At 35.6% G+C, this 25,587-nt stretch carries 26 protein-coding genes; all 26 read right to left on the reverse strand.

All coding sequences use genetic code 11. The features are described 5' to 3' along the window. A partial coding sequence (locus ACTTG8_RS06415) for a hypothetical protein (RefSeq protein WP_442561297.1) occupies positions 1–1,483 on the reverse strand: 1,483 nt, incomplete at its 3' end. Between the two features lie 177 nt (positions 1,484–1,660). After that, positions 1,661–2,389, reverse strand: a complete 729-nt coding sequence (locus tag ACTTG8_RS06420; protein ID WP_442561298.1) for a YebC/PmpR family DNA-binding transcriptional regulator — start codon at positions 2,387–2,389, stop codon at positions 1,661–1,663. A 77-nt stretch (positions 2,390–2,466) separates the two neighbouring features. After that, entirely contained in the window at positions 2,467–2,916 is a 450-nt protein-coding gene (locus ACTTG8_RS06425) for an arginine repressor (protein ID WP_442561299.1), read from the reverse strand. A gap of 22 nt (positions 2,917–2,938) precedes the next feature. After that, a complete protein-coding gene (locus tag ACTTG8_RS06430) occupies positions 2,939–3,805 on the reverse strand; it encodes an NAD(+)/NADH kinase (RefSeq protein WP_442561300.1) in 867 nt (288 codons plus the stop codon). Continuing rightward, the gene (locus ACTTG8_RS06435; protein ID WP_442561301.1) at positions 3,802–4,629 is read right to left on the reverse strand and encodes a TlyA family RNA methyltransferase; all 828 of its coding nucleotides are present in this window, start codon (positions 4,627–4,629) and stop codon (positions 3,802–3,804) included. Before ACTTG8_RS06435 ends, ACTTG8_RS06430 begins: the two co-directional genes overlap by 4 nt. A gap of 5 nt (positions 4,630–4,634) precedes the next feature. After that, positions 4,635–6,524, reverse strand: a complete 1,890-nt coding sequence (gene dxs / locus ACTTG8_RS06440; RefSeq protein ID WP_442561302.1) for a 1-deoxy-D-xylulose-5-phosphate synthase — start codon at positions 6,522–6,524, stop codon at positions 4,635–4,637. An 18-nt stretch (positions 6,525–6,542) separates the two neighbouring features. Further along, positions 6,543–7,466 carry a polyprenyl synthetase family protein gene (locus tag ACTTG8_RS06445; RefSeq protein ID WP_442561303.1) on the reverse strand — a complete coding sequence of 308 codons (924 nt, stop codon included), beginning with the start codon at positions 7,464–7,466 and terminating at the stop codon, positions 6,543–6,545. Between the two features lie 9 nt (positions 7,467–7,475). Next, positions 7,476–7,667, reverse strand: a complete 192-nt coding sequence (xseB, locus tag ACTTG8_RS06450) for an exodeoxyribonuclease VII small subunit (RefSeq protein WP_442561304.1) — start codon at positions 7,665–7,667, stop codon at positions 7,476–7,478. Continuing rightward, positions 7,660–8,937: an exodeoxyribonuclease VII large subunit gene (gene xseA, locus ACTTG8_RS06455; protein WP_442561305.1), complete on the reverse strand. Its 1,278-nt coding sequence runs from the start codon at positions 8,935–8,937 to the stop codon at positions 7,660–7,662. Before xseA ends, xseB begins: the two co-directional genes overlap by 8 nt. Position 8,938: 1 nt before the next feature. Beyond that, on the reverse strand, positions 8,939–9,358 hold the full coding sequence (gene nusB, locus ACTTG8_RS06460; protein ID WP_442561306.1) for a transcription antitermination factor NusB: 420 nt from the start codon (positions 9,356–9,358) through the stop codon (positions 8,939–8,941). 81 nt (positions 9,359–9,439) lie between these two features. Beyond that, positions 9,440–9,784, reverse strand: a complete 345-nt coding sequence (locus ACTTG8_RS06465) for an Asp23/Gls24 family envelope stress response protein (protein WP_442561307.1) — start codon at positions 9,782–9,784, stop codon at positions 9,440–9,442. Positions 9,785–9,881: 97 nt separating this feature from the next. Continuing rightward, positions 9,882–11,048, reverse strand: coding sequence for a helveticin J family class III bacteriocin (locus ACTTG8_RS06470; protein WP_442561308.1), 1,167 nt, complete (start codon positions 11,046–11,048; stop codon positions 9,882–9,884). Between the two features lie 11 nt (positions 11,049–11,059). Continuing rightward, positions 11,060–13,507, reverse strand: a complete 2,448-nt coding sequence (locus ACTTG8_RS06475; protein ID WP_442561309.1) for an LTA synthase family protein — start codon at positions 13,505–13,507, stop codon at positions 11,060–11,062. After that, a complete protein-coding gene (locus tag ACTTG8_RS06480; RefSeq protein WP_442561310.1) occupies positions 13,508–14,917 on the reverse strand; it encodes a Sapep family Mn(2+)-dependent dipeptidase in 1,410 nt (469 codons plus the stop codon). An 88-nt stretch (positions 14,918–15,005) separates the two neighbouring features. After that, positions 15,006–16,655 (reverse strand): putative manganese-dependent inorganic diphosphatase, encoded by a 1,650-nt coding sequence (locus ACTTG8_RS06485; protein ID WP_442561311.1) that lies wholly within the window; start codon positions 16,653–16,655, stop codon positions 15,006–15,008. 6 nt (positions 16,656–16,661) lie between these two features. Further along, positions 16,662–17,801, reverse strand: coding sequence for a CPBP family intramembrane glutamic endopeptidase (locus ACTTG8_RS06490; RefSeq protein WP_442561312.1), 1,140 nt, complete (start codon positions 17,799–17,801; stop codon positions 16,662–16,664). 16 nt (positions 17,802–17,817) lie between these two features. Further along, positions 17,818–18,744, reverse strand: a complete 927-nt coding sequence (gene rfbD, locus ACTTG8_RS06495; RefSeq protein ID WP_442561313.1) for a dTDP-4-dehydrorhamnose reductase — start codon at positions 18,742–18,744, stop codon at positions 17,818–17,820. Positions 18,745–18,747: 3 nt separating this feature from the next. Further along, positions 18,748–19,785, reverse strand: coding sequence for a dTDP-glucose 4,6-dehydratase (rfbB, locus tag ACTTG8_RS06500; RefSeq protein ID WP_442561314.1), 1,038 nt, complete (start codon positions 19,783–19,785; stop codon positions 18,748–18,750). 35 nt (positions 19,786–19,820) lie between these two features. Then, entirely contained in the window at positions 19,821–20,390 is a 570-nt protein-coding gene (gene rfbC, locus ACTTG8_RS06505) for a dTDP-4-dehydrorhamnose 3,5-epimerase (protein ID WP_442561315.1), read from the reverse strand. After that, the gene (locus ACTTG8_RS06510; RefSeq protein WP_442561316.1) at positions 20,383–21,300 is read right to left on the reverse strand and encodes a LysR family transcriptional regulator; all 918 of its coding nucleotides are present in this window, start codon (positions 21,298–21,300) and stop codon (positions 20,383–20,385) included. Before ACTTG8_RS06510 ends, rfbC begins: the two co-directional genes overlap by 8 nt. A gap of 189 nt (positions 21,301–21,489) precedes the next feature. Beyond that, positions 21,490–21,900 carry a Fur family transcriptional regulator gene (locus tag ACTTG8_RS06515; protein ID WP_442561317.1) on the reverse strand — a complete coding sequence of 137 codons (411 nt, stop codon included), beginning with the start codon at positions 21,898–21,900 and terminating at the stop codon, positions 21,490–21,492. A gap of 74 nt (positions 21,901–21,974) precedes the next feature. Further along, a complete protein-coding gene (locus tag ACTTG8_RS06520; protein ID WP_442561318.1) occupies positions 21,975–22,622 on the reverse strand; it encodes a TlpA family protein disulfide reductase in 648 nt (215 codons plus the stop codon). 104 nt (positions 22,623–22,726) lie between these two features. Beyond that, a complete protein-coding gene (locus tag ACTTG8_RS06525) occupies positions 22,727–23,536 on the reverse strand; it encodes a mechanosensitive ion channel family protein (protein ID WP_442561319.1) in 810 nt (269 codons plus the stop codon). Then, positions 23,529–24,728 carry an AI-2E family transporter gene (locus tag ACTTG8_RS06530; protein ID WP_442561320.1) on the reverse strand — a complete coding sequence of 400 codons (1,200 nt, stop codon included), beginning with the start codon at positions 24,726–24,728 and terminating at the stop codon, positions 23,529–23,531. The genes ACTTG8_RS06525 and ACTTG8_RS06530 overlap by 8 nt, the downstream gene beginning before the upstream one ends. A 34-nt stretch (positions 24,729–24,762) precedes the next feature. After that, positions 24,763–25,164, reverse strand: a complete 402-nt coding sequence (locus tag ACTTG8_RS06535; RefSeq protein ID WP_442561321.1) for a HEPN domain-containing protein — start codon at positions 25,162–25,164, stop codon at positions 24,763–24,765. After that, entirely contained in the window at positions 25,149–25,475 is a 327-nt protein-coding gene (locus tag ACTTG8_RS06540) for a nucleotidyltransferase domain-containing protein (protein ID WP_442561322.1), read from the reverse strand. The genes ACTTG8_RS06535 and ACTTG8_RS06540 overlap by 16 nt, the downstream gene beginning before the upstream one ends. Positions 25,476–25,587 lie beyond the last annotated feature (112 nt).

Raw genomic sequence — 25,587 nt, forward strand, 5'->3', positions numbered from 1 at the left:
TTACATCGCTCGTACTTAAGGCAATCTTATCAATTACAACTACAGTTATAGTATAATTCGTTCCACTACTATTATCCGTCATATCAACAGTAGTAGTTCCTACCTTCAAAGCAGTTATTTCTGAAGTTGAAGAGTTAACCTTAGCTATAGCCGGTTCTCGTGACTTAAATGTAAAATTTTGGATATTTCCTATGTTGTACTCATTATCTATACTATATATGTCGCCAACATTCATGTGCTTAGTTAACTTGTCCGGCATATTAAGAGGAATTTTTACCTTAAAAGTAGCTCTCACTCCTGCTGTGTCTTTAATATCACCACTTACCTTCTTTAAAACTGCAGTTACATCATAGGTTCCTGCCCTTTTCCCTTCTATTTTAACACTACTTGCAGATGCATCTGTCATAACTGTTGTATTTGTAAATGAGAGTACATTTTTTACTGGCTTACCATCCTGTTTTACTTCCCATTCTATATCATTAGGATCATAAGCATTGGTAAAAATAGTCTTGCTGCCACTTGCATCAAGTTCTATAACCTTACCTTCCTTTATATCATCAGCAAATTTAGAATATCCTTCAGCTGTCACATTATTTGTAGATAATTTCAAAGGTACTAATACCTTTGTTGACACAGTATCCGGTTTTCCTATCGGATCCTCTTGAGTTGTTACCGTAACCTCTGCAACACCGGCTCCAACTGCAGTAATTTCACCTGTTGCTCTGTCCACATCCAATACCGACTTATCTCTATTATCTTTATTTACACTTATCGCCCAATCAAGTGGAGTTTTTGAGTAGTCAATTTTACCGGCAGATTCTCCATATCCTTTAATCTTAATCTGATATTTTTCCTTAACATTAGGCATAACCAAAGTATTAGGTTCTTTGTCAAACGAAAATATCTGATCGTAATGAGGCTTAGACTTATTTAAGTCTTTTTTCTTATCTATCTCCAGAGCAACCCTAACATAAAAGCTAAACGGATATGTCCCTCCTCCATTAAGCTGTACTTTTCCTGTTATCTGTCTCCTACCTGCTCCTTTTTTTGTAAACCTAATTTCGGTGTCTGTTTTTTCTACTTTTACAACCCTTTCATTTGCTGTATCTTCCACTGTAAGTGTTGCACCGACTACAGCTTGTGAATTATCTGGCTGATTTTTAGTTACGCTTTTAAGCACTAACTTGGATGAATCCTGAATAAGTGTAAATTCATCTGAGCCTTTACCGTTTGACACATTTTTTCTAAAACCGTCTTGAACATCATCCGTTAGAATATAATCCTTATCATCTTCCGCAAATACACTGTTCACCTGATTTCCTACAAGTTTCTGTATATCTGACAAACTTTTAACAATAAATGAGGCTATCCCCTCCCCTGCACTTTCAGGCAATGGAGCTATATTTAACACCATTAACAGTGCAAGAAAAAATGCAAGCTTACTCCTAAAATTTTTAATAACTTTTCTGCTACTATTATTCATTGTCATTCTCCTTGTTACATCAATCTGTTATGTGAACTGAATCCTGTCTAATACAGCGGAATTGCTGCCGATATACTACAATGCTATTCCAGTCCTTTGACAGTTATGTGTCATTTTTTAATAAAACCATATCACTTACTTTCGCAAACGATATGGTTCTTTTATAATTATCTTAACTTACTCATCCCAGTTATGAAATACATTCTGTACATCATCTTCTGCATCAAGTAAGTCAAATATCTTATTTATCTTCTTTATATCATCTTCATTTGTAAGACTTACATAGTTCTGAGGTATCATCTTTACTTCTGCCTCAGCCATAGGTACACCAAGCTTTTCAAGTTTTTCTCTTACCTCAGAGAACATATCAGGAGAAGTTAAAATTTCAAAGCTGTCTTCGTTATCCACAAAGTCTTCCGCTCCTGCATCTATAACTGTCATCATAAACTCATCAGGATCTGCACTGTATTCTTCTTTATCTATCAGAATCTGACCCTTTTCATCAAACATATAGGATACACAGCCCGGTGTTCCTACATTTCCACCACCTTTAGTAAAAGCATTTCTTACATTTGCCGCTGTACGGTTCTTATTATCGGTAAGTGTTTCAACTATAATAGCAGTACCACTTGGTCCATAGCCTTCATATACTGCATGTTCATAGTTAACTGAGTTTGCATCTCCTGCTGCCTTCTTTATACCTCTGTCTATAGTGTCATTTGGCATATTGTTAGCCTTAGCCTTAGCTATTACATCACGTAGCCTTGAGTTATTGGCAGGATCTGCTCCTCCTTCCTTTACAGCAACGGCTATTTCTCTTCCGATAATGGTAAATATTTTACCCTTAGCAGCATCATTTTTCTCTTTCTTATGTTTAATATTTGCAAATTTTGAATGTCCCGACATCTTATCTTCCTCATTTCATTATAATAACTTCTAGCATACCTTTAATTTTACCATCAACCGGACTGTATGTAAAGTATCTAGTCTTCTCTTGTAAGTTTTTTCAATTTATTCATTACATCTGAATTAGAACTTGTTGCAGAAATAGCTATAAATATAGTGTCATCTCCGGCTATACAACCTATAATTTCCTTAATTTCCAATGCATCTATGGCAGTAGCCACAGCCATAGCCATTCCTGTAATAGTTTTTAACACTATCAAATTACCTGAAGAAACCATTGATACAAAGCCTTCTTTCAGCACCCTCACATACTTATCGCTAAATTCCTCATCATTAACAAGTACTGCATACTTTTGCCTTCCATTAGAGTTAACTTTAGTCAATCGCAGTTCTCTAATATCTCTTGAAATAGTAGCTTGAGTTACATCATATCCTTTACTTTTAAGCTGAGCCAGCAATTCTTCCTGAGTACCTATCTCTGTTGTTTTTATAAGTTCAATTATCTCGTTATGCCTTTTTATCTTCATAAAACCCCTCTAATATTTTTAATCAGATTGTCAAAAATTTTTTTCTTAAACTATCAAAAAACTTAAAATCAGTAATCCTTAAAAACGGAACTGTAAGTTCCGCTCTTACTATCTCTACGCTATCACCAGGCAAAAGCCTTATTCCCTCATTTCCATCAAAACTTGCTATTGCTTCCACCGGTTCACTTCTTTTGTTCCACTCTACATCTACCACTACCTTTGACAAAGCTGAGGTAATCACTCCTCGTGAATTAAAGCTATGAGGACATATAGGAAGTATACCGAAAACCTCTGCATCCGGCATTATGATTGCACCGCCGGCAGATAAATTATATCCGGTAGATCCTGTCGGTGTAGTCACTATAATTCCATCTCCATAAAGATTTTTCATAGGGTTACCATCTATGTATACCATGGTAGATATAGCTCTTACAAAATTTCCTCTTGCTACTACTATATCGTTTAAAGCATTGGACTCGTAGACTATCTTTCCCTCTTTTATAACCTTGCCATTTAGCATAAATCTTTTTTCAATATGAAAATTTCCTTCAATCACCGAATCAACTGCTTCATATATCTGCTCTAATTCTACTTCAGCTAAAAAACCCACTGTTCCAAGGTTAACACCTAATACCGGCACTCCTATAGGTGCTAATTCCCTAGCAGCCTGAATAATAGTACCATCTCCTCCAAACGCCATTACACAGGTGGCATCCTTTGGTAGTTCTGATATATCGGTAAAATTTTCTCTAAGCTCGCCACCATTTTCCCTAACTTTCAGCCTATGGAAACTTCCACCTTTTTTCTCTATATATTCGCATATTTTAGCTACATCGGCCTCGCCTGCTTTGGTAGAATGATTTACTATAATCCCTATCTTCGTCATCATACCTCCGTCTGATTAAGGGTAGCTTTAGCCTCATCTACCACTCTTTCTATATCTGTCAAGATATTATGGATTGCCTGCTCAGACATTCTCTCCTTCTGTTTCTCCATGTATAGCAGGTATTCAATATTCCCCTCCGGGCCTTTTACCGGAGAAAAGGTGAGTCCCTTTATTAAAAAATTCAGTTCTATTGAGAAATTCACTACCATTTCTATTACTTCTCTATGTACAGCAAAATCCCTTACAACACCCTTTTTCCCTACTTTTTCTCTACCGGCCTCAAACTGAGGTTTTATAAGGCAAACCATTTCTGCCTCTTCTTTTAATAGGCATATTGCAGAAGGTAGTACCTTGGTAAGTGAAATAAATGATACATCCACCGAGGCAAAGTCTGCCTTTTGAGGCAACTGATCTTCTGTAACATAGCGAATATTTGTCTTTTCCATAGATACAACCCTTGGGTCTTCCCTTAATTTCCAAGCGAGCTGATTAGTACCTACATCTATTGCATACACCAATACTGCACCATGTTGAATCATACAATCTGTAAATCCTCCTGTAGATGAGCCTATGTCTATGCAAACCTTGTTCTCAAGATCTATGCCATATACTTCCACAGCTTTTTCTAACTTAAGTCCACCTCTGCTAACATATTTAAGCACTTTCCCCCTAACTTCTATTTCTGCGTCCTTGTCAAACTTACTGCCTGCCTTATCCTCCCTCTGACCATTTACAAAAACTTCACCTGCCATTATTACAGCTTTAGCTTTCTCTCTAGATTCAAAAAAACCTCTTTCAATCAGAAGTACATCCAGTCTTTCTTTCATACTTACTACCTTCTAAAAAGCTCTTCATCTAACTTAAAAAGAGCCTTTTCTTTTATTTTCTCTGCAATTTTCTTCGCATTAAATCCATATTTTTCCCACAGTTCTTCAATACTTCCATGCTCAATAAAGCTATCCGGAAGAGTTGTAATAATAAAATCATAATCAAATCTATTCTTCGCAGACTCAGCCATAAGCCTCTCTGTATAACTCCCTGTAAAAACACTCTCTTCAATAGTAACTACAATATTATGAGTGTTTTTAAGTTTTTCTAATACTTTTTTATCAGCCTTATCCAAGAACCTTACATTTACAACAGTAGGATTCAGTCTGCTTTCATTTAAAATCCTACATACTTCCAGTGCAAGTTTCACTGTTTTTCCTGTTGCAAATATAATAATATTTTTCCCTTCTCTAAGAATTTCATTCTCATAGTAAGCAATAGGCTTAAACTCTATGTCCTCAAAGTCACCGGCCGTACCTCTAGGATATCTTACTGCAACCGGTTTATTAAGACTATAAGCATATTTTAACATTTCTTTCAGTTCTTTTCCATCTTTAGGACTCATCACTGTAAGCTCCGGTACAGTTGCTAAATAACTGGTATCAAATATTCCCTGATGTGTATCTCCATCATTACCAACCAGTCCTGCCCTATCTATGGCAAAAACTACCGGTAGCCCCTGAAGACAGACATCATGAATAATTTGGTCATAAGCTCTCTGCAAAAATGTAGAATATATTGCAACAATAGGCTTTAAACCCTCTGCCGCCATACCTGCCGCAAAGGTAACGGCATGTTCCTCTGCTATGCCTACATCAAAAAAACGATTTGGATAAGCCTGCTTAAAATTATACAGTCCTGTTCCAAAAGGCATTGCCGCAGTTACTGCCACAAGCCTTTCATCCTCTTTTGCCATCTCCAAAATTGTATCCGAAAATATAGATGTATAACTCTTACCTGTTGTTATATTTAAATTTTCTCCTGTTTTTATGTCAAAAGGCTCAACCCCATGAAACTTTGCAGGATTTTCCTCTGCCTTCTTATATCCAAGCCCTTTTTTAGTAATTACATGGATAATTACTGCACCATCAACCCTCCCTGCATTTTCAAGGGCTAATTTCATTTCTTTAACATTATGTCCGTTAATAGGTCCAAGATAAGTAAGTCCCATGTCCTCAAAAAACATTCCGGGTACAAACATCCTTTTTATTACATCCTTGGAGGTTTTTATCTTTTGAAACAGTTTTCCACCTACCGTAGAACTCCTCAACACCTCTTTTACATCACTTTTTAACTTAAGGTATTTTCTGCTAGTCCTTATTCCATCTAAATATCTTGCAACTCCACCAACATTCCTTGAAATAGAACGCTCATTATCATTTAGTATTATTATTAGATTTGAACTTATTGTCCCTGCATTATTAAGTGCCTCAAGTGCCATTCCACCTGTCATTGCACCATCACCTATTACCGCAACGACCTTTTCATCCGTCCCCCTTATATCTCTGGCTGCTACCATTCCAAGGGCAGCTGAAATTGACGTTGATGCATGACCTGTTCCAAAGGCATCACAATCACTTTCATTTCTCTTCGGAAACCCTGATATTCCATTTAGTTTTCTAAGACTGTCAAATCTTTCTTTTCGCCCCGTAAGGATTTTGTGTACATAAGACTGATGTCCCACATCCCAAATCAGCCTATCCTTAGGAAAATCAAGATAGCGATGTAAGGCAAGGGTAAGTTCAACTATTCCAAGGTTCGATGCTAGATGACCTCCATTTTTTGAGGCTGATTTAATCAAAAGCCTTCTTATTTCTACTGCTAATTCTTTAAGTTCATCCTCAGATACTTTTTTTATGTCATTAGGTTCGTTGATACTGTCTAGTAACGGCATAACTTCACCCCCATCTGCCTATCTGTCCCTATTTTTTAAATATTTTGCAAAATCAATAATGAAACCATCATAATCATTATTTTTACTGCAAAGATTCTTCAAATTATCTATTATATAATCATTTTTTTCTTCTATCAGCTTTTTAGCTCTATCAGTTCCGAGAAGATTAAAATATGTGTACTTATTATTTTTTTCATCACTATGCAGTGGTTTACCAAGTTTGGTTTCATCTCCACTTACATCCAAAATATCATCCTGTAACTGAAAAAGAAGTCCAAACGCCTCTCCAACCTCACTTATATGAATAAGTTCTACCTCCTTAGCACCTGCAAGTATAGCCCCTATTTCAAAACTCGCCTTTATAAGCCCACCTGTCTTAAGTCCATACATATTAACAAAGAAAGCCTCATCTTTCTCTCTCTTGCCATCTTCTGTAAACATATCAAGCACTTGTCCACCTATCATCCCATCCTTCCCTGAATAGTGAAACAACCTGCTAACAGCCTCTCCTACAGCTTTATATTCGTTAATATTTTCACAATATCTAAATGCCTTACTTGCAGTTTCTATCGCATAGTTTAATAGACCATCTCCAGCCAATATCGCCATAGCCTCTCCATACACCTTATGATTAGTAGGCTTTCCCCGTCTTAAATCATCATCATCCATGGCAGGCAAATCATCATGAATTAGCGAATAAGTATGTATCATCTCTACAGCACCGGCAAAATGTCTTATAATTTCTTCTTTTCTGCCTCCAAAAAGCCTGTATGTTTCAATCATTAGGATTGGACGGAGCCTTTTTCCACCTGCGTACAAGCTGTAGCACATAGCCTCTCCTAAAACAGCATTACCTTTCAGATTATCTGGTGTATATTCCCTAATAACAGCCTCAGCATCGTATATCTTCTGGCTAAGTTTTTCAGAAAAATTACTATTCATAATATTTACCTAATCCTCTAGGACTTCCATTTCTTTTTCAACACCTATTAGCTGTTTTTTACAAGTTTCAACCAATTCAACGCCCTCTTTATAAAGCTTAAAAGACTCGTCCAATTTTATACTTGAATTATTCATAAGCTTATTTATTTCTTCAAGTCTAATCATATTTTCTTCAATAGTCTTTACATTGTTCTCAGCCATGTTTCTCATTAACCTCCTCTACCTTCGCTTTTAACGAACCATCTGAAAGTACCAGCTTAAGCCTTTCTCCTGTCTTTACCTTTTTAATGCTGTTTACATTATCTCCTGCATCATTCTCAATATATGAATATCCTCCCAAAAGTCTTTTCATAGGAGAATTGCCATCCAATTCTGTCGCAAGCGAAATATATCTTCTATTAGATGTTTCATACGTAGCCCTCATCATACGGCCTATGTTCTGCCTGCTCGCTGTTATGTATTTATCGTAGCTGTCTATTTTATCCCTTATACTCTTATTAAAATTAACTGAGTATAAATCTAACCTCCGTTCTATCTCCTTAAACTTCATCTGTGGACTCTGTTTTTTTATCATCAGTTCCGTATCTGAAAGTTTATGTTTCAACTTATCAATCTTGGCCTGAATATTATTTTTTAGCCTTTCTTTATAATTATCTAAATTTTCCAAATGCTCTCTTAAAACAGGAATTGCCTGCTTAGCTGCATCTGTAGGTGTTGCCGCCCTAAGATCAGCCACTCCATCTATAATAGTCCAATCAGGCTCATGTCCCACTCCTGATATAACCGGTATCTTACAGTTATAAACAGCTCTTGCAAGCCGTTCATCATTGAAACACCAGAGGTCTTCCATAGAGCCTCCGCCCCTACCTATGATTATTATATCTACGCCCAGTTCTTCAAGTCGCTCAATTCCTTTAATCAATGTAATTGCCGCATCTTCTCCTTGAACTTTGGCCGGACATAAGATGAGATTTACATAAACATTATGGTCTCTGGCTACCTTGCATATATCATCTATTACTGCTCCGCTCTTTGCTGTCACTATACCTATCCTTTTCGGGTATTTAGGTATTGGCTTTTTATGTGCAATATCAAACAAACCCTCAGCCATAAGTTTTTGCTTAAGTTTCTCAAGTTCATAAAACTTATTGCCCACACCCTCTTTTTCTATCCTTACAGCTTGAAACTGATATCTTCCACTCGGTGCATAGACTTTTATATCTCCTGTTACCACTACCTTCTGTCCGGTTTCTATATCAAATTTAAGTCCGGATGCTATACTTGTTCTCCACATTACGCAGTTCATTATAGCACCGCTGTCCTTAACAGTGAAGTATAGATGTCCTCCTGAAAACTGAGGTTTTGACACCTCTCCACTAAGCCTTATATACGGAGGCAAAAATCCATCCTCAAGCCTATTTTTTATCTTTTGAGTAAGTTCTGATACTGAAAATATCCTCTCCTCAGCCATATTAGTTTTCTTCCTTTTTTTCTTCCTTCGTCATAAACTTAGCAAGAACACCATTTACAAAGGCAGGCGATTCATCACCGCCATAAATTTTAGCCAACTCTATTGCCTCGTTGACAGCCACCTTATTCGGTACTTCTTCATCAAATTTTATCTCATACACAGCAACACGTAGTAGCATTAAGTCTGTCTTTGCAATCCTGCTAATTCTCCATTTCCTGCTTGCTTTATCTATGAAATCATCTATTTCTCTCTTTTTATTCTCTACTGCAAGAACTCTTAGCCTTAAACTTTCTCTATCATCCATACTTATTCCTGCATAATCTGAATAAAAATCAAACTGCTCTTCCCATTCATCTTCAGGATAAAATTCATAAATAAATGTTAGTATAGCAGTATGTTCCCTAAATTCTCTTCTTGTCATAAAAAAGCCTTTCGTTTACAATTAATTTATGTATTCAAAAATCCCCTTTAAGTAAATCTGCTTAAAGGAGATTTATTAAACTTAAACAGTATCAGGAGCAACCACAACCTTTATATTTACTTCTTTACAAGTTAAGCCAATCATATTTTGTAGGGCAGTAATTACTTTTTCTTGAATCTGTTTTGTAACTTTAGGAATACTATATCCATACTGAATATCAACAGACATATCCACATATACCATAGCTCCTGCTACCTGTACCTTAACTTTCTTATAAGCATTTTTTGAGTTAAAATTTTCTGAAGGTCTGCCGGCTACTGCCTTCACTCCTTCTACTTCAAGCGCTGCGAGCCCTGCTATTGCAGATACTACCTCATCAGCTATATAAATCTCTCCAATATTCTTTGTAGCCTCGTTCGTATTCATAAAAAACCTCCTCAACTGCTCCTTATTAGGTTACATCCATCTTCTATCAATTATAACCATATCTCTTTAGTTTTGCAATGTATTAAACAAAAATCATCTAAAACTCATCTAGTGGTATAGTACAAAGAATCTGATGGTCTGGATTTCCGGTATCTCTTAATACAAACTGAAGTTCTAACCCAACTATCTTTATGTCTTCTACTTCAGCTAATACTGCATCTTCATCATCCTCAGTATAACCGTCACCATCCTCGTAATCATCATCTTCTTCAGTTATACCTTTACTTGCTGTTTCATCATCTTCTTCATCAGTATCCGGTGGAAATGAGCTCCATACATCTTCTGAATTTAGCTTAACCCTATCCTTATATTTTAGTTTAGAACCACTTATCTCATACTTATATATAGAAATCCCTATTTTTTTAGATACTCTTTCGTTCCCCGAAGAAATATACATAAAATATTTCCCCTTTACCTTATTACTCACAGCTAAACCCTGAAAAGACCTGACTGAAATTTTATGAGCCTTTGTAGAAAATACTACTGCCTTTTTTAATTTTTTATTTTCTTTGATATTTACTGTATTGTTTTTTGCCTTATCAAGTTCCCGATTTACTACTGACATCTTATAGCCTGTATACTCAGACTCCCCCTTCTCATTTACCTTCCAAATAACCAGTACTTTTTTATCCGGAGTAAGTGTTGCATCCGCACGCATTGTTGTTCCAAATCTTTTTACCTTCTTGTTTGAATAGTTAAGATAGGTAAGTCTTTCTATTTCTTCATTCTCCAAAAATGCTCCCGGCTCATACTCCACTCTTCCTATCTGAGTAGACCACCAAAGAGATTTGTATGAAACACGCTTGTTTCCACAGGAAATCAGCAGGTATTTTTTACCATTATAATTATACACTTGCAAAGTCTGCCCATGACCTACATCACGAAGTACCATGTGATCAACCGGCTTATAAGCATCATACTCAGCTGAATACTGGCACCTGCTTACCAAAACCAAGTTTTCAACTTCTCCTGTCTGATAATCTTCAAATTCATCAAATTCATTTTCACTATATGCCTGCTGAATATATATGTCATTTCCATCCACAACATAACTTTGAATAGCGTGATTATAATACAAAAGAAATTTATAACCACCCTCAACTATTACCTCATCATCTACCCTTGCCTTGACCGACTCTAAAAAACACAAAGATGTAATAAAAAACAGCAATACAATACCAATATACCTAATTAGATTTTTCATTTATTTTCCCTTCATTTATTGGGTAAAAATATACCCCATAGTTTATCTTTAGCGTCAAAAATCAAATTATACTGTACATTCTCATATCCTTTTCTTAATTTTTCCGCTTTCTTTTCATCTATCTTCTTCTGCTTATGCCTAGTATTTTTGCCAAATTCAGTGGATTCCGGTTTGGTAAGATGAGTTGAAAATAATCTCTTTCCATTTCCATCCCAATAACCAAGTGCAGACATAGCAGGAATATATTGATGAATATTTAACAAATACTTATCATAGTCAGTAAGTTCCACTCCGGCATATTTTAAAAGCATGGATGCAAGATAGTTTACCGAAATCATATTATATTCACCTGTAAGCCCTCCTTCGTGCATTCCATCATACTCAGGAATATCATAATTAGCCCAGATAAGATATGGAACTACAAATTTAGAAAGTCTCTTATCACTGTCACTCTTATAAATGCTATGCTCATTAAGCTGTTTTGTCGCATCATCTGAAAATGACGGCTGATGGTCTCCATAAAACAAAATAATTACCTCTTCATCTACCTTTTTGAAATAATTTATCAAATCTACCAAGGCTGTATCACTAGTTCTCATAAGAGATACAAAATTATTAAGAGCCTGAACCGCCTTAAAATTGGTTATTGTAACCGGTTCTTCAAAATTAACCTTGTTATTGGAAAATCCACCATGGTTTTGCATAGTCACATTAAAGAAAAACTGTGGCTGATTCTTGTTAAATTTTTTATTTTTTTCATACATTGCTATTAAATCTTTATAATCATTTCTATCTGTAATAAGCCCTCTAAGAAGTTCCTTACCCTTAAATTCCTCATAAAATACAGTTTCCTCAAAACCTATATATTCATATACACTTCGCCTGTTATATCCTGATGAATAGTAAGGATGGAAAGCTGTTGTCTTGTATGGTTTCGGCTGATGTTTAAGCACTTCTACCAAGGATGGTACATTCTGCTTAAGATACTGGGTATAAGGCACAGAACCTGTCGGCATATAAGCCATAGAACTTCTTGTAAGAAATTCAAACTCCGTATTCGCAGTAGGTCCTCCTGTCACACTCATGTTTACATAGCCCTTTATAGTATTTTTTTTCAGGCTGTTAATAAATGGCATAACAGGTTTGTCTGTCTTAATATCTGCAAGCACAGAAAGGTCTGCAAAGGTTTCATTTTGAATTACTATAATAGTAGGAAACCTCTCTCCATCTTTATGGTCTTTCATTATATTATCTGAGGAGGCAAGTACCTCTTCTACCGCATCTCTAGCTATCTTCGCACTGTATCCCTCTACCTTAACACCACTTGTAGCATGCATATTACTAAAAAAATATGCCAAATACCCCTCATCCGTTACATTTTGATTATAGTTCCAAGAAAGTCCAAATATGTAATTATATAAAAGCCCATCTTGAAATGAGGCTATACAAAATACCGACATTATACCGACTGCTATCAGGGTTGTAATCACCCTCCGTACAATTCCGGTTTTTCTTCTTTTAAATCTAGGAATGAGGATAATTATAATTAAAAACGCTATAAATATGCCAATTGTTATAAAAAACGGCATATCAGGATGGAATTTATATCTTCCTGCTACCTCCATAGCTGTACCTACTACTGTAAGGTCGCCAAACATAATATAGTTGCCCCTAAACTGCAATACAACATAATTTGCAAGTCCAAGCAAATATGCCACTATAATGCAAAGCATTGCCGGTAACTTAATTCCTCTAAATATTGCATATAAAAATGTATATAGAATAACCCAGTACATAATATTGAAAAACATCATCTTCACTACTACGCTAGGAGGTGTTCCCATCTGCATCTCTACAAGATAAAAGCCCATAAGTCCTGTAAGCCCTGCCATAAAGCATTTTATAAACCAAGGATGCTTATAAGCCCCTCCTGATTTAAGCCAAATAACAAGTTTCTCCCAAGTCATACCCAAAGTTATAAGTAATATAGCTCCTATAAATTTTAAATAAGCTACTCCATCATTATTTAAGATAAACTTATTAACCAGTCCATAGATTTCCTTTTCGCCATATCTGAGTATTGCTCCTGCTCCTGCAAGTGCAAATATTGTAATAATCTGCGTAAGTACCGAATTATCAGACCTTTTTATAATCTTTTTGCCTTTAGGTGTCCCTGCAAAGCAAAAAATTCCATATATTAATAAAAGCACAGGAAGAAGTATAAGTATGATCCCCCATACTGTATTGTCGAAATCATCAGTATAAAATAGCTTTTCTAAATCTTTACCATGTCTGTAGTATACTGTTTTTACAGCATTAAAGCAAAAAATTCCTGTTACAAACAGAGAAAGCATAAGGGCAAGTAAAACCTGCCCAATATGCCTTTTAAAATATCCAAAAATTGATTCATCCGGATTATATCTCTTATATACCCTATAAATTCTTTTTAAAATTTTCATTTAACCGCAAAGCTCCACTATCGCATCTGCAAATATTTTTGCACTCTTAATTATCATATCAACTTCCATAAATTCATCTGCTCCATGCATATGGTTATCTACCTCAGGCACTTCACATCCAAAAGCTACACCATTTTCAACATGATGTACATAAGTTCCTCCACCTATAGCTATAGGCTTAGCCCCTGTAACTCCAAAACCTTTTTCATAGCACCCCAGCAAGGTTTTTACAAGAGGAGAATCCCCATCTACAATATGTGGTTCAAACATAGCTTTTTCTTCTATTTTAAATCCCTGCTCACGTATCTTAGCCTCCATTACCTTACCTGTATTCTCATCGTTAGCCACTATACTTGCACGACAGTCGAAAGCTCCCATAAAATGTGTTTCTGAAACTTCAAGTATATCAAAGCTCACAGTAGTTTCACCTGATACATCATCCTTTAAGTCTACCCCCATTGTTCTACCATTGTAGTCTCCATAAGGGAAGATGTTATTTAGAGCCTTAATATAATTATTAACAGGAGCATCTGCAAGAGGAAATTTTGACAAAAGTGTAACAATCCCCTGTACTGCATTTTTCCCCATATGAGGAAGTGAGGCATGAGCATTTACTCCTATTGCTGTAATATTAAGATTATCTCCATCCTCAGCAAACACAAACTTAAGCCCTGTTTCTTCCTCGAACTTGTTTGTTATATCTCTGACATCTTTTTCTTTAAGACCTTTAACCACAGCAGTTGCCTTACCAGGAACTACATTAATCTTAATTCCACCTTTTACGGAAACAACGCTCGGTGTCATGTCTGTTTTTTCAAACGAGACAGTAAATTCGTTGTGAATTCCGCCCTTTTCAATATTGATAAGAGGCCATGATGCATCAGGAGTAATAGTCATCGGAGCAGCTTTTTCCTTAGAATAATAATATTCCACATCACTACTTCCACATTCTTCATCTGAGCCTAAAATAAGCCTAACACCCTGCTTTAATGGAATTCCAAGTTCTTTAACTGCTCTAACTGCATAAACCGCTGCTATTGCAGGTCCTTTATCGTCACAGCTACCCCTTCCATAAAGGAGGCCCTCTTTAATTACGGGATTGTAAGGCTCCGTAACTGTCCAGTCGTCTCCTGCCGGAACTACATCAAGATGTGCTAATATATCTAACTGATTAGGTAGGTCGAAAGAATCTGCTGTAATTACCCTATTATCATAATTTGTAATTTTAAATCCATATCCCTCAAGCAGCTTAGATGCTGACTGAATTGCTTTATAAGGCCCTTCTCCATAAGGCATCCCCGGCTTTTCCTCACCCTTTTCACTATTTATTCTTATCATATCCATAAGGTCATTCAGCATTTCTTCCTTATGACTTTCAATATAATCACTTATTTCTTTTTCGTAAGCCATCTTTATACCTCCATAATCAAAATATTAGTTTCATCCAAAAAACAATCATACCCTTTTAACAAAACAATTTCAAGAGCAAGTTCAGGCGTTAAGCATTAAATACACCCATTATAGACGGTATCAGCTGTTTCTTTCTTGACACTACTCCCTTTAAGGTAGCTACATCCTTATAGGCCTTTACGTCAAAGGCCTTTTCTATAATCCTCTCACTTCCCTCTCCAAAGCAGACCAACCTAGTTGATTCTTCCACTATATTGGTAAGCATGAAAAATACCATCGACATTCCATTCTTACCACATTCATTTTGAAGAATAGGCCTTATCTTCTCTTCTGCATTTGCAAGAGATTTTGCATCCATTGAGTTAATCTGTCCTACTCCAAAAGAAATTTCTCCGGCCATAAACTTCTTGAAATCCTGATAGAAAATTTCCTCCGGTGCTTTACCTGAAAGATTGCTGCCTGCCATAAACATATCATTAGCAAAATCTTCTATATTTATACCTGCAATATTTGCAAGTACAGTAACCGCCTCTTGATCAAACTTAGTGCAGGTCGGAGAGCGAAACATAAGGGTATCGGAAAGAATTGCAGCTGAAAGAAGTCCTGCTACCTTTTTAGGTATCTCTACCCCTTTTTCATTGTACATCTGATAAATAATTGTTGCTGTACATCCTACCGGCTGATTTCTAAACATAACAGGCCCCATAGTTTCAAGTGAGCCTATCCTATGATGATCAATTATTTCTAAAATTTCTGCCTCTTCTATATTATCAACCGTCTGCGTCCGTTCATTATGATCCACTAAAATAATCTGTTTTTTCCTTACATTGATAAGATTTCTGCGTGAGATAGTACCAAGACAGCGTCCATCGGCATCTATAATAGGAAAATCACGATAACGGTACTTACCCATTATCTCCTTAATCGCATCTGTAAAATCATGTGTATGAAAGGTTACTATACCCTCGCATTTCATTAAATATCTCACCGGTATGCTGTGGCTTATTAATGTAGCTATGGTATAAGTATCCATCGGGCTTTCTATAATAACACAACTTTTTTTCTTTGCAGCAGCTATCACATCATCTCCGACAGTATTTCCACCACTTATAACTATGCAGCTGGCATCAGCTTTTATCGCTGCAAGCTGTGTATCTTTTCTATTACCAAGCACTACAAGGTCATCCGCTGCCATATTTAAGGCCAGTAGTTTGGGATCATCTGTTCCTATGATAACCCTACCCTTGATAAAGTATCCATGCTCATTTCCTAAAACAAGTTTTCCATCTAGGGTATCTGCCATTCTCTTATACTGGGTTCTTGCCTTAGAAAGAATATTTTCATCAGCATTACCCATAAAATACTTCGCAATATCTCCTATACCTATAATACCCTCAAGCCGACCCTCACTATCGGTAATAGGTAAAGAGGCCGCCTTTGACTCCATCATCAGCTCCCAAGCCTCTTTTATAGTGAGGCTTGCATCTGCAAATGGTGTTTCATGAATTTCCATGTCTCTTACCTGTGTACCGGCATCCGACATATACCCCGGAGGTTCAATCTCAAGCCTTTTTAAAATATATTCCGTTTCCTCATTAATCTGTCCTGCTCGTTTTGGAATATATTTAATTCCATTAGAAGTCAGATTTTTAAGAGTTGCATAGGAAATAGCTGAACAGATTGAATCTGTGTCAGGATTTTTGTGTCCGATTACATAAACTACTTTTTCTTCTTTCATAATCCCCTAACTTAGCTGAGCCATTGTTGTAATCACCATCATTACAAGACAAGCCGCTATAAAAAATGCCATTCCATAGTTACCGTAGACAACACCCTTCTCTTCTTTCCTTGTAAATAATGTACCACCTGCATCCAATTCTATCTTTTTCCTACTACCAATGAGAAAGGCAAGTCCTAAAATAAAAATAACGAGCATAATAATAATGTATATTGCTGATAATATCAGTTCAGTACTTAAAGTTTGTGAAAACACTGCTGCATCTCCATTTAGCAATTTTTCTACCATATCATCTCCAAAATTATTTGCTACCTGAATTGCCACTAATGAACCCATAAAATTAATTATCATATGGAAAACTATTGAATAGCCTACCCTCCTACTCTTAATATATATGTATCCAAAAATTAGTCCTATTCCAAATGCATAGAAAAACTGGAAAAGATTCATATGAAACAACCCAAACATAAGAGCTGAAAGAAACATTGCATTTCTCTCTCCATATTGTACAATCCTATCTATAAGAAGTTTTCTAAATACAATCTCTTCCATCACAGGACCCAAAATTACAACAAATATCATGGTACTGAACACATCTGTATTCATTATAATCTCAGCCAAATTATTGCTTGAAATTTTACCAAATACTCCCCCTATATATGTAGACAGAACCGTCCCTATTACATTTCCAACATACATAATAGTTATGCACATACAAAAACACTTGATAAGAGTAATAATATCAATATCCGTCTTTGCTGCATTATCTTTAGGAAGTTTCCCTATAATCAAAAACATTATTGGAAAGGCCACTAGATACAAAGGCAGAAATGATATTAGATATGCTACTATACCGGGAAATCCTTGTCCCGTCTTTACCATCATTTTCAGAATAGTCATTGAAAGCTGCTGAGCTATGATTGATATTACTACAAGTGCAAAAAATCCCCAACCTATTATTCCAAAAGTTTTTTTGGCTAATATCTTGTTCATCAGTCGCTTTCTTTCTACTTCCTCCTCTGCCTTATTGTCAAGCATGTCTGCAAAGTCATTCAACTTATTGGTCAAACTGTCAAGATTTTCTGCAGCCTTTTTAAGTTCCTCCACCGTTTTTAAATTTTCCTTTTCTTCATTTGCACTGCTCACTATTTTTCTCCTCTCATCATAACTTTAATGAATCCAAATACTCCTTAAGTGCATCTTCCCAAGCCTTTATACCAAACTCAGTCTCTTTATGCATCTTTTCATTTGAAAGCACTGAATAATGTGGCCGGTTTGCTTTAGTCTTATATTCCTCTGATTTAATTGGAATAACCTCTACATCTCTACCTGACAGCCTCATAATTTCTTTTGTAAATTCATACCACGAAGTTTCCCCATCACACACTCCATGCCAGATGCCATATTTTTTAGTCTGAATCAAGTATATTATAAATCTTGCAAGTTCCCTTGCACTTGTAGGAGAACCTGTTTGATCAGCAACTACACGAAGAACCTTATTATTCTCAGCTAATCTAAGCATTGTTTTTACAAAATTTTTACCCTCTCCATACAACCAAGCAGTTCGTATTAAAAAATAATTGTTAAGAGTTTCACAAACTGCCTTTTCACCAAGCATCTTAGTTCTTCCATAAGCATTTATAGGATTAGTTATCTCTTCTTCTTTATAAGGAATAGTACCATTTCCGTCAAAGACATAGTCAGTTGAAATATGAACCAAGCAAGCCCCAAGAGCTTTTACTGCCATAGCAAGGTTTTTCGCCCCTGTTTCATTTACAAGCCTTGCCTCTTCCTCATGTTCCTCACAATCATCCACAGCAGTATAAGCCACACAGTTTATAACTACATCCGGCACAAAATTTTCTATTGCTGCCTTTACTAAATAAAAGTCCGTTATATCTAAAGCAGTTATCTCTGCCCTTTCATCTAAAAGAGCATTTTCATTCATCCAGTTATATAAGGAGTTCCAAGATACTTCATTAATTACTGTAAGCATCAGTTTAAATTCAAATTTTTGTTTATTTCCAAGTAGTTCTTTTATAAGAGCCTTTCCAAGCTGTCCCTCTGCCCCTGTTATAAATATCCTCATCTTCTACCTGCCAAACTTTTCTTCACGATTATTATATACTTCTGAATAGTATTTCTCATACTCTCCTGTCATTATGTCTTTCATCCATTCAACATTCTCCAAATACCATTTAATAGTCTGTTCAATTCCTTTTTCAAAAGGAGTAAGAGGTTTCCAACCAAGTTCATTCCATATCTTCTCAGGATCTATAGCATATCTTAAGTCATGTCCCGGCCTGTCTGTCACGTATTTAATAAGAGTTTTCGGCTTATTTGTCGCCTTAAGAATTGCTTTTACCACCTCTATATTCTGTTTCTCATTATGACCACCTACATTGTATACTTCACCAATCTTTCCACTTTGTAAAATTAAATCTATCGCTATGCAATGATCCTCAACAAACAACCAATCTCTTACGTTGATCCCCTCTCCATAAACAGGAAGTTCTATGTCATGCATTGCATTATATATCATAAGTGGAATCAACTTCTCCGGAAATTGATATGCTCCATAGTTATTTGAACATCTTGATATAGTCACCGGAAGTCCATAAGTCCTATGATATGCAAGGGCTATAAGATCTGCTGACGCCTTGGACGAAGAATACGGACTTGAAGGGTTGAGCGGTGTATCCTCTGTAAAAAACAAATCTTTTCTATCAAGTGGTAAATCTCCATATACCTCATCCGTAGAAACTTGATGAAAACGCTCTATTCCATATTTTCTGCAAGCATCTAGAAGTACACCAACTCCTGTTATATTAGTCCTTAAAAATTCATCCGGAAAAAGTACCGAGCGGTCAACATGGCTCTCTGCTGCAAAATTAACTATCTGATCCGGTCTTTCTTCTGCAAACAACCTATATATAAGATCTCTATCAGCTATGTCACCTTTTACAAACTTAAATCTAGGATTTTTAATCGCCTCTTCTAAATTTGTAAGATTACCTGCATAGGTCAATTTATCTAAACAAATATACTCATTTTCAGGATGTTTCTCAAGCACATAATATATAAAATTAGTACCAATAAACCCTGCTCCACCCGTAACTATAACCTTCATTATATCTTCCTCTCTATCCTAATAAGCTTTCTACATTACATTAAAAAACAATCCTCAGACAACTCTCCAAACCTTTTGGCTAGTTCATCCTTATCTGAAACTATCACTTTTTTTATTTCATTCGCTTGGAATTTCCAGTCAACCCCTATCCTATCATCATCATAACGAATTGCCCCCTCAGACTCTTTATTATAATAATTATCTGCCTTATAGGCAAACTCTACACTATCTGTCAGAGTCAAAAAACCATGTGCAAAACCACGTGGTATAAAAAATTCCTTTTTATTTTCCTCACTAAGCTCCACCCCAAACCATTTTAAGAATGTTGCTGAGTCTTTCCTAAGGTCTACGGCCACATCATACACTGCCCCTCTTAATACTCGGACAAGTTTTGCCTGTGCAAATTCTCCCTTTTGAAAATGAAGTCCTCTAAGAGTTCCTTTTTTTTCCGAAAATGAATGATTATCCTGAACAAATTCACAATAAATACCTATTTCTTCAAATTTTCTCTTTGACCAACTTTCCATAAACCATCCTCTATGGTCGCCAAATACCTTTGGCTCTATTACAAACAGCCCTTCTATACCTGTTTCTATTCTATTCATTTTTTATCTCTCCACCCACATACTTCTTAATTTCTTCTATATAAAGCTCACCTATTTCACTCATATTCATGTGAGCCCTCTTGATATATCCTATATCCATAGTTACTTCTTCAGAAAGCTTTACTGCTATATAATCACTGCCATTAAGCTCTTCACATATAATTCCTGAACAAAGTGTAAAAGCATTAAGTCCAATCATAAGATTCAAGTTCGTAGCCCTGTCATTTGACTTAATTACCTTTTTAAAATCATAGGTGCTGAGTATTTCTTCTGCAAAATAAAACGAATTATTATCTCCCTGCTCAAATGAAAGACAAGGGTAATCTTGAAGTTCCTCTAATGCAATCACTTCTTTTTTTGCAAGTGGATGATGTTTCCAAAGATATGCATACCCCTCACAGGTAAAAAGATGTATAAATTCAAGCTGGTTATCCTTAAAAATCTTATTCAGTACCTTTTCATTAAATTCATTAGTATAGAGTATACCTATCTCACTCTTTCCTGTAACCACATCATGTATCACATCATAAGTCCTCGCCTCTCTTATGGCAAACTCATATTTATCCATATCAAAGCCCTTTACCATCTCCACAAAGGCTTTTACAGCAAAGGAATAGTGTTGTGCAGATACTCCAAACTTCTTTTTTATTAGTCCTGTTTCTATATACTTATCCTCTAAAAGTTCCACCTGATTAATAATCTGCCTTGCATAACCTAAAAATTCTTCTCCCTCAGCAGTTATCACAACCCCCTTGGTACTCCTCTCAAATATTGATATATGTACATTATTTTCAAGTTCCCTTATTGCCATTGAAAGGCTTGGCTGGCTCACAAAAAGCTGCTTTGCCGCCACATTCATAGAACCTGTTTTAGCCACTTCTATAACATAGCGTAACTGTTGTAAAGTCATAGGTTATTCCCTCTCATATAAGCTTATTCCTGTTTGAAGAATATTAGTAATACACTTATTTTTTCATTATACCACAGTTTACAAACTTTTTCACCACTAAACTCTATATGTAATTGCTAAGTATTCTAACAAAAAAGCATAGCCCATACCACTATAAGCCATGCTTTATTTTGTACATTATTCAAGGTTTTAATTTTTCCCTAGACATTTCTCACAAGTACCTACAAGCATTGTCTTAGACACATCAAGCTCCACCTTGCAGTCCTTACGTAGACGTGACATAAAATCATCTACAAAACCATGCTCCAAATGGAAAATCTTTCCACAAGAATTACACTGCAAATGAAGATGTTCATTACACTCCTTATGTTCCCCTGAATACTGGTAAAAAGCAGATTCATTGTCCTTGCCTTTAAAAGCCAATATATCTCCACTTTCAACCAATCTGTCTAAATTCCTATAAATAGTGGAACGGTTGATACTTATGCCTTCTTCCTTAAGCCCTTCTAAAATCTCAGCCACTGTAAGCCTATGTTCATTATGTGCTTTCAAATAAGCAATAACTTCATTTTTCCCTTTGGAATTATACTCCCTTGCCATAATCCCCTCCAAAATTTATACTCTATACAAAAAGTTTACTGTCATTAGGCTGGTTTGTCAAGGTAGAGAGACATTTATCCCTCATATTTCCAATCGGTAAGGACTTTCTGTAAGTTTTTTACATAAGCATCAATATCAGCTCCCATTACAAGGTCACCTATGATATTACCCTCTTTATCCACAAAAATAGTAGAGGGAACTGCATAAAACCTTCTTGCAAAAGATGCAAGTGAATCGCTGAGTGTTAAATTTGTATACTTAACTCCTGTCTGTCCCTCAATATATTTTGCATTATCAATTCCGTCCTTCATTCCTTCAGGAACATCTGCCACAATTCCGATTAAATTGGCATTCTCAGGAAGGCTTTCATAAATCTTTTGGAGCTCAGGCATCTCATTTATACAAGGACCGCAGAAAGTTCCCCATACATTTACCATAGTTATGTCTTTATCTGCAAAAATCTTTTCTGTAACTTCATTTCCATTTATGTCTGTCGTCTTAAATTCCGGAAATTTCTCTTCCTCAGCCGAGGCAGACTTATTAGCCATATCTTCTGCCATAGAAGATGAAGATTTATTTGCTGCTGATGAAACTCCCTTACTCCCTGTTTCATTCGCCACCTTACTGTCATCCTTAGTTGCAGAAACATTTCCACCTGTAGTTGAGCACGCTGTAACTGCTAAAGATGCTGCTAATATAAGTCCAAATAATTTTCTTTTCATAAAACCTCCAATGTCACTTATATTTAATTTTTTACAATTACATTGTACTCAACTTTATCTGGTTTGTCTATATATAAAGTAAATTAGTCATAAAATTTACACATTTACTTCTCGATATGTACCACCCTATGCGGATAGCTGAACTCAATTCCATTTTTAGCATAGGCCTCTCTTATATTTTCCAGCAAATCATAATATACATCCCAGTAAACCCCATTCTCACACCATACCTTGACAACATACGAAATATCATCAGCATTAAACTTTGAAAGCCTTACGGTAGGCATATACCCCTCTTCCTTTACTACTCTTTCATCGTTATCTATTACTCCCTGTATAGCAGAAATCACTTCTTTAGTGGACGCCTTATAATCTGCAGAAACTGTTATATCTACCCTTCTTCTTGTTTCACCCGAATAATTGGATATTCTCTGTGAGGCTACATCAGAATTAGGAATTAACTCAACCTTATTGTCTGCTGTACGTATTCTTGTACGCATAAGGCTTATTGCGGTTACTGTTCCACTTATGCCCGACACTTCTATGTAATCACCTGTTACAAAAGGCTTGGTTATAAGCAACATTATTCCCGAAAAGACATTAGTAAGAATATTCTGCAAAGACAAAGAAAAGGCAAGAGATGCTACACCTAAGAGAGTTACAAGCGAAGATGTATCTATCTCAAGCGACTGTGCCGCCATAATTATTCCTATTATATAAAGTGCTATTCTTACAATCTGTTTGAAAAATCCCTTAATACCTGTATCTAACTTAGATTTCTCAAAAACTTTATCTAAAACCTTTAACACTATGCCAACAACAATCTTACAAACTATAAGAATTAAAATTGGCTTTACTGCAAAAAGCAAGGCCTTTTCAACCGGCATATCAAACATCTTTTCAAATCTATCCATTTATGCTATCCTTCTTTTCCTTATCTAAATTTTTCTTTTCTGCAAGTTTTATAAGTCTTTCAAACCAAACTTTAACCAAAGCACCTGTCGGTACTGCAACTATCATACCCACAAGTCCCCCTATGCTTGCTCCAACAGTCAGGGAAATAATTACTATCATAGGATGTATATTTACACTTGTACTCAAAAGTTTTGGATAGATAAGATTACCATCTATTGCCTGTATGATAAGTAGGGAGACAGCTGCAATTACCATACTTTTATAATCACTTGTAGCTATTCCTACTACAACAATAGAACTGTAGCCTACAACCGGCCCCATATAAGGAATCAGATTGCCAAGTCCTATAAGCAAGCCTATTACTATAGCATATTGTATACCTATGATGGAAAATATTGTGCTTACCACAACTCCTACCATAAACGCATCTATAGCCTGTCCTCTTATATAGCCTGAAAATACTCTATCTGCATCTTTTATAATTGTATCAATTACTGTTTTTACCCTCTTAGGAAGAATAATTTCAAACACTCTTCCCCAGTAGGTCTTTAACTTAGGCATATCTAGTAGAAAGTAAATGCTGAAAATAAGAGAAAAAAATGCTGTTGCAACGCCATCTTTTAAGTTATTTGCAAGATTACCAAGTCCACTTGATAAATTTAGCAAATATGAACCTATGTTATTCATAAAGGTATCTACACTTGATTTTATTTCAGCAGAGTTAATGTTAAGTTTATCAAGTCTGTCCATCAAATCCCAATACAGATTGTTAATAGAATCAGCATAGGTTTTAATACCTTCTATTATATCCTCTGAATTAGCCGCTCTTGCCTGCCTTGTAATTACAGACACAAGTAGTGATACTATCAAGAATAATCCTAATAAAATTATTATTCCCTGCAAAGCCACAGCTAATCCTCTTATACTACTCTTTTTCTTTAAAGGCTTTAATTTTCTAAGTAAAGCCTCCAGTTTTTCAAGCATAGGAAATAAGAGATAAGCTATTATAAAGCCAACAATTACAGGCTTTATAATAGTTATAACCCATTTTGTCGCCGAACCTACTGTCCCTGCTATCAAAGGGAGCTGATCTGTAAACCTGCTTAAAAGAAAGATAACTATACAGGTAAAAATTACATACATTGAAATTTCAAAATATTTTTTATTAATCCTATCCTTAAAAAAATTCATATATCTACCTTTCTATAACAAATTACAACATTTTCTATAATTTCCGGCGTTTTTCTAAATATTCTTCTACTAAATTTATAACATTTTCAGCCTTTTCTAACTGTTCCAGAGCTGTATCTTTTGATACTATAAAAAAATCATCATAATCTGCTTTTTCTCTAAGTCTGAATGATGTATCCAATATTTTAGATAAAGATTTATCAAAAATACCCGTCTTTACATACTCCTTATTTATATATGCAATTATTCCAGAATGTTTACTCGAATCAAAACCATCAAGTGCAGTAATTGCTCTTAATGCATGAAAAATCGCATAATATGAGCGATTAACTGATGATGAAAAGCTTTTATCACTAATCAATAATTTTGCATCTTTTATAATTTCTTTTGATCTCTGAAATCTGTATTTTGAAAGCTCTATCAAGCTGCTCTCCATAAAACAATTCCCTCCCTATCAACATTTTGATAAAACGGCAATACAGCAGCCCATTTATCAAATTTATGAACATTTACATCAATAACGGAAAACACCTTATCATATTTTAAATTCATATCAACGATAAAATCCGATAGTTTATCTTCTGCAAAGCTGTCAAGCTCATTTTTTAGAATAATCATTATATCTACATCAGATTCTTCATCATTAGTACCTCTTGCAACTGAACCATATAATATTACTTTTACAATATCACTTTTTATTATTTCAACCATCCCCTGCACTAATTCCTGTAAGATTGTTTCATCCATGACTGCAGCTCCTTTTTATTTTGTTTAAAAATATAGATTCTAGTACAGATTCTTCACCTTATAATCCCTCTCAGCCTCTCTTCTCTGATCTTTCTTTTGAATATCCTGACGC

This window comes from Catonella sp. (assembly GCF_052173895.1).
Taxonomy (GTDB): domain Bacteria; phylum Bacillota; class Clostridia; order Lachnospirales; family Lachnospiraceae; genus Catonella.